6 protein-coding genes are annotated in these 7,050 nt (G+C 73.3%); 2 read left to right on the top strand and 4 right to left on the bottom strand.

Annotated elements, in window-relative coordinates; all coding sequences use genetic code 11:
• Positions 1-80: 80 nt before the first annotated feature.
• Positions 81-521 carry a hypothetical protein gene (locus L6E12_RS11320; protein ID WP_236227841.1) on the bottom strand — a complete coding sequence of 147 codons (441 nt, stop codon included), beginning with the start codon at positions 519-521 and terminating at the stop codon, positions 81-83.
• A gap of 139 nt (positions 522-660) precedes the next feature.
• On the opposite strand from L6E12_RS11320, the gene L6E12_RS11325 reads away from it, so the two are divergent.
• The gene (locus L6E12_RS11325) at positions 661-2,694 is read left to right on the top strand and encodes a DUF6042 family protein (RefSeq protein WP_236227842.1); all 2,034 of its coding nucleotides are present in this window, start codon (positions 661-663) and stop codon (positions 2,692-2,694) included.
• Between the two features lie 327 nt (positions 2,695-3,021).
• Here L6E12_RS11325 and L6E12_RS11330 read toward each other — a convergent pair whose 3' ends face one another.
• Both L6E12_RS11330 and L6E12_RS11335 read right to left on the bottom strand, forming a co-directional pair.
• Positions 3,022-4,473, bottom strand: coding sequence for a cell wall metabolism sensor histidine kinase WalK (locus L6E12_RS11330; RefSeq protein ID WP_236227843.1), 1,452 nt, complete (start codon positions 4,471-4,473; stop codon positions 3,022-3,024).
• Complete coding sequence (locus L6E12_RS11335; RefSeq protein WP_236227844.1) at positions 4,451-5,185, bottom strand: response regulator transcription factor; 735 nt, start codon at positions 5,183-5,185, stop codon at positions 4,451-4,453. Before L6E12_RS11335 ends, L6E12_RS11330 begins: the two co-directional genes overlap by 23 nt.
• Positions 5,186-5,377: 192 nt before the next feature.
• On the opposite strand from L6E12_RS11335, the gene L6E12_RS11340 reads away from it, so the two are divergent.
• The gene (locus L6E12_RS11340; protein WP_236227845.1) at positions 5,378-6,163 is read left to right on the top strand and encodes a hypothetical protein; all 786 of its coding nucleotides are present in this window, start codon (positions 5,378-5,380) and stop codon (positions 6,161-6,163) included.
• Between the two features lie 26 nt (positions 6,164-6,189).
• On the opposite strand, the gene L6E12_RS11345 is transcribed toward L6E12_RS11340, so the two are convergent.
• Positions 6,190-6,477, bottom strand: a complete 288-nt coding sequence (locus tag L6E12_RS11345) for a hypothetical protein (protein WP_035279700.1) — start codon at positions 6,475-6,477, stop codon at positions 6,190-6,192.
• Positions 6,478-7,050 lie beyond the last annotated feature (573 nt).

Raw genomic sequence — 7,050 nt, forward strand, 5'->3', positions numbered from 1 at the left:
GCGCCCACCTGGGCGGCGCGGAGCCGGTCCCGCGGGTCCTGCCCGAGCCGTGCGGTTCGGGCAGGACCGGTAGGCCCTGGTCAGCGCCTGCCGGTGGCCAGGACGACGAGGAACTGCCCGCCGCCCGCCTCGACGTTCGCGGTCACCGGCAGCCCGGGCACCAGCCGGGAGAACCGGTCCACCAGCCACTCCGCCGCCTCGCGGGCGTCCTGCTCGGTCGGGCAGCGGGCGACCACCTCGCGGCCCCCCTTGCGCTCCAACCGCCCGGCGACGGTGATCAGCGGCGCGGGCTCGGCCACGTGCAGGCGCTCCGGCCAGGCGATGACCACCTTCACCGCGCCCTTGCGGGTGTTGCACGCGCGGTGCGCGAGCCGCTCGGCGACCTTGGCCTTGCGGTCAGCGGTCCGGCTGTCGACGCTGGGCCCCCGCGGGTCGTTCACCGACATGTCGGCGTCCACCGGTTCGTCGCACACCCAGCAGCGCCAACCGTCGCGCTCGGCCACATCATCGAGGAGGCTCACCCGGGCAAACTAGCCTGCTCGGCCGCCGTCCCGCCCACCGCGCCCGGGTACGCGCACCGGTCCCGGTGTGCTGTCGTGCCCGGTCCTGCTCCCACCGGGGGCGCGGGAACTGTCGGTGGGCACCGCTACCGTCGCGGGCATGGGGGTTCTGGGGATGATCGAGGACGACGAGTACCTGCCGGAGTACGGGACGCTGGTCGTCCGGGACGGGGAAGGCCGCGACAGGCTGCCGGAGGCGGGTGGGCTGCTGGAGGAGCTGGCGACCTCGGCGCTGAGCGGTGAGCTGGCGACGGCCGGGGACGGGTGGCTGCACGGTACGACCGGTGATCCGTACCAGGCGGTGCGACTGGAGGCGCACGAGGACGAGCCCGCAGTGGAGCTGGGGGAGTGGGAGGACGTCCTGGTGACCCCGTACCGGAGTCGCACCGGTTCGGCAAGGCTGGGGATGCTGACCGGCGGGGTGTTCGGGGACGAACTCGACCTGGGGAGGAGCGGGCTGTTCGAGGTGCGCGTGGCCCGGCGCGCGGCCGAGGAAGGGGTGCAGGGGAAGGTCTGGCTGCTCCAGTTCTGGCCGGTGGGGACGTCGGCCGGGCACCGGTGGGTGAAGCGGAGCACCGCGGCGGAGGGGACCGGGGACGCCGGGTGGAGGCAGGTGCTCGGGTACCAGGTCATGGACGTCGCCCACTTCGCCGCGGGGTACGGGATGCCGCACCCGGAGTCCTGGTACGACGAACCGCTGCCGGGAGACCCGGTACCCGCGTCGGTGTGCGCGCAGCTCGGGGTTCCCGTGCCGGTGACCCGGCGCGACGCGGTGTCCGTGCTCGTCGCCGCCGGGGTGCTGGTGCCGGAGGAGGAGGGGCACCGGTTGGTCACGCGGCTGCCGATGGCCGTGGAGCGCCTGGAACTGCCCGAAGAGCAGGCGAAGCGCTTGCGGGAGAGCAACGTCCGCGCTCGTCTCGCCCGGCTGGCGGCCGAGGTCACCTCCATCGCCGCCTGGGGGAACCCCGCGCCGGTCGATGACCTGGCTGAACGCCTCCTGGTCGAGGAGAGGCTGATCCCCGAGGTGTTGGCCCACGCCGTCTCCGACAGGCTCATCCGCCACGACACGGACGGCATCCGCCCGCTTCCCCGACCGTCCCCGACGACGTCGTACGTGGTCATGCCCAAGCCGGGGCCCCGCGCACGCACGTCCGGGGTGGCGCCCGAGGGCTTGGGGACCGGTGGCGTGGGGGGCACGTCCATCGCGATCGTGCAGTCACTCGGGGGTGTCCAGGGGGTGGAGTTGCCCCCGGGCAACCCACCGCGAGTCGGGGTGGTGACCGCGTCCCGCGACGTCCTCGTGTGGCGCGGGGAGGAACCGGTCGTATTGGGACGGGTGCCGGAGCAGCACGTGCACCACGCGCTGGAGACCCGGGACGGCGTCGTGGTCAGCACCGGCGAGGTCGCCTGGCTGGTCCGCTGGGACGGTGAGGTCGTGCGGCTGCCGGTCGACCTCGGGTTCGCCCCGGTGCGCAGCGCCGACGGCAGGCTCCTCGGCGGGGTCCAAGCGCACGTCGGCCGCCACAGTTGGGACCAGCCGCACCTGCTCGACCTCGACACCGGGGAGGTGACCAGCCTGCCCCGCGCGGACGGCCTCACCCGCAGGCCCCTGGCCGTCCACGGCGGAGCCCTGTACTTCACCGAGGGCACCCACTACGACGCGACCACCCACCGCTGGCTCCCCGGTCACGACCCCGAACCCCTCGGTCCCTGCACCTGGGTGGTCGACCCGCTGTCCGGCACCCGCTCGTCCGGCAGCCCCGGGCGGTACACCCTCCACACCCCGGACGGCGCGCAGGTCCCGCTCACCGTCGAGGTCCCGCACCACTTGGCCCCGGGCGGAACCGTCTACACCCTCGGGAACAACCCGAACACGATCGCGGTCCACGACCCCGCGACGAACGCCCCGACCCGGCACCGCCTGCCCGACGACGTGCGGCTCGGCCCCGCGGGCCCGGGCGGCCCGGTCTGGGAGAGCGCGTCCACCCTCGTGTTCCCGACCCAGTACCCGCCCCGCCTCGTCCGCTGGAACGCCCACACCGGCCTGCTCGACGAGTACCCCCTCCCGCACTCGGTCGGGCACCTGCCGCTGCCCATCGCGGGCATCCTCGACCGCGGCGAGGGACAGACCTGACGGCGCCCCTCGACCTCCCACCGTGGCGGCACGCCTCGGCCCACTGCGCGCGGGACTGGCTCGCCATCCGCGCCACGCAGTCCGGCATCCACCAGCGCCTGCTCGACGCCATGCGGGCGGCTGTCCCGGCCACCTCCCCGACCGCCGTGGACCTCGCCGAGGAGCAGCGCCTGCACCGGTGGTGCCACGACGGCGACCGCGACATGCGCCGCCGCTTACCTGACCGACAAGCGCATCGGCCGCACAGGCAGCCACAGGTGTTGCCCGGCCTGTCCGGTCGGGCTTCCGCTGCGGGCACCCGCACGATGAGGCCCGCCCGCCCGCCGGTCAGGCCTGCGCCGCGGGCAGCCGCACCGTGAAGCGGGTCTCGCCAGGCACGCTCGCCACCTCGACCGAACCGTCGTGGGCCTGCACCACCGCAGCCACGATCGCCAGGCCGAGGCCGGTGCTGCTGCCCGCCGCGCGGTTGCGCGAGCTGTCGCCGCGGGCGAAGCGCTCGAACACCTCCGGCAGCAGGTCCGGGGCGATGCCGGGACCGTCGTCGGTCACCGTGAGCACCGCCTCCGGCCCGGACCGGGCCAGGCCGACGGTGATCGTGGTGCCCGGTGGGGTGTGCGTGCGGCCGTTGGCCAGCAGGTTCGCCAGGACCTGGTGCAGCCTGGCCTGGTCGCCGACCGCCTGCACCGGCTCGCCCGGCAGGTCGAGCCGCCAGTGGTGCTCCGGACCGGCCACCCGCGCGTCGCCGACGGTGTCGACCACCAGCAGCGACAGGTCGACCGTCTCGTGCAGCAGCGGGCGCCCGGAGTCCAGCCGGGCCAGCAGCAGCAGGTCCTCCACCAGGGCCGTCATCCGCCGCGCCTCCGACCCCACCCGCGACAGCGCGTGCGCCACGTCCGGCGGCAGCTCCCCGGTGCGCCTGCTCGCCAGCTCGGTGTACCCGCTGATCGCGGTCAGCGGTGTGCGCAGCTCGTGGCTGGCGTCGGCCACGAACTGCCGAACCCGGGTCTCGCTGGCCTGCCGGGCGGTCAGCGCGCGGCCGATGTGCCCGAGCATCCGGTTCAGCGCGGACCCCACCTGCCCGACCTCGGTCCGCTCGTCGGCGTCCACCGCGGGCACCCGCACCGACAGCGCCACCTCACCCCGGTCCAGCTCCAGCTCGGACACCCGCTGCGCGGTCGCCGCCATCCGGTCGAGCGGTTCCAGGGTCCGGCGCACGATCAGCGCCCCGGCCACCCCCGCGACGGTCAACCCGATCAGCGCGACCCCGCCGAGCACCAGGCCCGTGGTCAGCAGCGTGTCCTCGACCCCGGCCAGCGGCAACCCGGTCACCACGACGTCGCCGTAGACCGTGCGGACCGCGACGAGCCGGTAGTTGCCCACCCCGTCCAGCTCCCGGTCCCGGGTGACCCCGTCGGCGGGCAGCGCCGCCAGCACGTCCATCGCCGAACCGGACAGCGCCTCCTGCACGAGGGTGTTGGTCTGCCGCTTCGCGTCGTCGACCGCGCCGCCCACGATCAGCGCGCTGATCGTGCCCGGACCCCGGCCCGGCGCGTTGCTCGGCGGCGGGCGCATCCCCGGCGGCATCCGGCCGGAGAACTCGGTGGCCCGGCCGCTCGCCTGCCGCAACTGGTCGTCGAGCTGCCCCACCAGGAACGCCCGCAGCCCCACGACGGTGACCACCCCGATCACCAGGCACACCAGCGCCAGCAGCACGAGCTGCTCGGCGATCAGCCGGGTGCGCAGGGACAGGGGGCGCTCACCCAGCGGGCTTGAGGACATAGCCCGCCCCCCGCATGGTGTGGATCATCGGCTCCCGGCCCGCGTCGATCTTCTTACGCAGGTAGGAGATGTAGAGCTCGACGATGTTCGCCTGACCGCCGAAGTCGTAGTTCCACACCCGGTCGAGGATCTGCGCCTTGCTCAGCACCCGGCGCGGGTTGCGCATCAGGAACCGCAGCAGCTCGAACTCGGTGGCGGTCAGCGTGATCTCCGCACCCGCCCGGTACACCTCGCGGGTGTCCTCGTCCAGCGTCAGGTCACCCACGACCAGGGTGGCGTCGTTGCCCGCCTCGCTCACCCCGGTCCGGCGCATCAGCGCCCGCAGCCGCAGCACGACCTCCTCCACGCTGAACGGCTTGGTGACGTAGTCGTCGCCGCCCGCGGTCAGACCCGCGATCCGGTCCTCCACCGAGTCCTTCGCGGTCAGGAACAGCACCGGCAGGTTGTCGCTCTCCGCGCGCAGCCTGCGCAGCACCTCGATGCCGTCGAAGTCCGGCAGCATGACGTCCAGGACCACCGCGTCCGGCTTGAACTCGCGCGCCGTGCGCACGGCCGCGGCCCCGTCCAGGGCGCTGCGCACGTCCCAACCCTCGTAGCGCAGCGCCAGCGTGACCAGCTCGGCCAGGGTCGGTTCGTCGTCGACCACCAGCACGCGCACGGGCAGGCCGTCGGGCCTGCGGAGGTCGGGGCGGGACGCGGCGTTCACGGACATGCTCCCATCGTGGTGCGCCGGGTTGGGGTCGCACTGTGCCGACCCTGTGTATCAGCTGTGCGCGGCGACGGCGCCCCGGGCAACCCGGACATAGGTGACGCAGAAGCGGTGCACAGCTCATCCACAGGGACGGCGGCGAACCTGGGTCCACACCGGGGGGCACGGGGCCCCGCGGTGGACCCAGGAGGAACCATGTCCGACCAGACCGGCAGGCCCGGCCAGGAGCAGCCCGCCCCCGCGGCGCAGCCCACGGCCCCTCGGCCCGAGGCGCACGACCCCGCGGCGCAGCAGCCGGTGGGCCAGGAGTCCGCGGCGCCGCAGGCCGCGCCGGGGCAGCCCGCACCCCAGCAGCAGGCGGCCGGGGGCGCACCCGGGCCGGAGCAGTCCGCGACCTGGGGCGCGCCCGCACCGGAGCGGACCGCGCCCCGCTGGTCGTGGAGGAAGACCGCCGCCGCGACCGCCGTCGCCGTGGCGGTCGCCGTCGGCGGCGGGTTCGCCGTCTACGCGGCGGGCAACGCCACCGCCGACCAGCGCGGCGGTCCCGGGGGGATGCGCGGCGGTCCCGGCGGGATGGTCGTCCGGGGCGCGGTGGGCGGGCCGATGGGCGCGCTGCACGGCGAGTTCGTCGCCTCGGACGGCAACGGCGGCTACGAGACCAAGCTGGTGCAGACCGGCGAGGTCACCGCGATCAGCGACACCTCGATCACCGCCAAGAGCGCCGACGGCTTCACCAAGACCTACGTGATCGACGCCGACACGGTGAAGACCGCCGTGGAGACCGGCGACCAGGTGGTGGTCCTGGCCACCGCCTCCGGGGATACCGCCACCGCGGAGTCCGTCTCCGAGGGCGACGTCATGGGCGGCCCCGGCGCGCGGGGCGGCGCCCTGCCCGGCGGTCCCGGGCAGGGCGTGCCGCCGCGCCGCGACGACACCGGCGACCAGGGCCCGAACGGGGGCGGCACCCCGCCGGGGAACTGACCCACCGACCCGCTCGACCCCGTCGACTACTTGTCGACGGGGTCGACGACCTTCGAGGCGGCGGTGATGATCGACCACAGCGGGCTGCGGGTGCGCTCGTAGTAGACGCGCCGGTTCGCGGGCTCCCGGTGCTCGGTCAACATGCCCAGGTCCACCAGCCGGGTCAGCTCCACACCGCAGGCGCTCTGCGCGATCACCGTCTTCGGCGGTTCCGACTGGAAGAACCGCGGCCCCGCGTGCTGGTGGATCCACAGTGCCAACCGCAGTCGACTCGGCCTGCCGAACAGCAGTCGACCCACATCACCGGCGTCCATCCCACTCCTGACATCGCAAGTCTCTATCCGTTATCAAGATAACGAGAGGGGGGCTCGATGTCGAGCCGGGATGTCGGGGCCGGCGGGGGAGCGGTGGGTTCCCGCGCGAGGGGCGGTCGCGGGCCCGGTGTGGCCGCTCAAGCCGCGCTGGGGCCTCGGCGTGTGGCTGACCAGCGCAAACAGGGGCGTCGACGGCTTAAGGGACCCCCCTGTGAACCCCCGTTTTGGGGTCGTGTAACTTTATCCAAGTCAGAGCGACGCGGGCCGGGAAAACAACCGGAACGGGCACTGGCCGGGGGTCACGAACCAAGCTCCCACCCCAGGGTGGTAGAGTGGGTGACTTCGAAGCGAGACAAAACTTTGATGCAATACCAGCCTCGGATGAGGCCGCGCCTGAGTGGGTGTGGTTGAGTCGGATGTGCGTGTGTTGTTTGAGAACTCAACAGTGTGCCGATTTAAGCCAGTAGAGCTTAATATCATGAAACCCTGTCAGGGGTTTCCTTTGAGATGAATTGATGCCAGTTTGGTGTCTTTTTGTCAGGCAAGAACACTCATTCATTATTGGAGAGTTTG

This window comes from Actinokineospora sp. PR83 (assembly GCF_021056305.1).
Classification (GTDB): Bacteria; Actinomycetota; Actinomycetes; order Mycobacteriales; family Pseudonocardiaceae; genus Actinokineospora; species Actinokineospora spheciospongiae.

Bases quoted from the DNA above. Each gene is read 5' to 3' on its own strand.
- L6E12_RS11325 (WP_236227842.1), top strand. From the start codon at position 661: ATGGGGGTTCTGGGGATGATCGAGGACGACGAGTACCTGCCGGAGTAC.
- L6E12_RS11330 (WP_236227843.1), bottom strand. From the start codon at position 4,473: ATGTCCTCAAGCCCGCTGGGTGAGCGCCCCCTGTCCCTGCGCACCCGG.
- L6E12_RS11335 (WP_236227844.1), bottom strand. From the start codon at position 5,185: ATGTCCGTGAACGCCGCGTCCCGCCCCGACCTCCGCAGGCCCGACGGC.
- L6E12_RS11340 (WP_236227845.1), top strand. From the start codon at position 5,378: ATGTCCGACCAGACCGGCAGGCCCGGCCAGGAGCAGCCCGCCCCCGCG.
- L6E12_RS11345 (WP_035279700.1), bottom strand. From the start codon at position 6,477: ATGGACGCCGGTGATGTGGGTCGACTGCTGTTCGGCAGGCCGAGTCGA.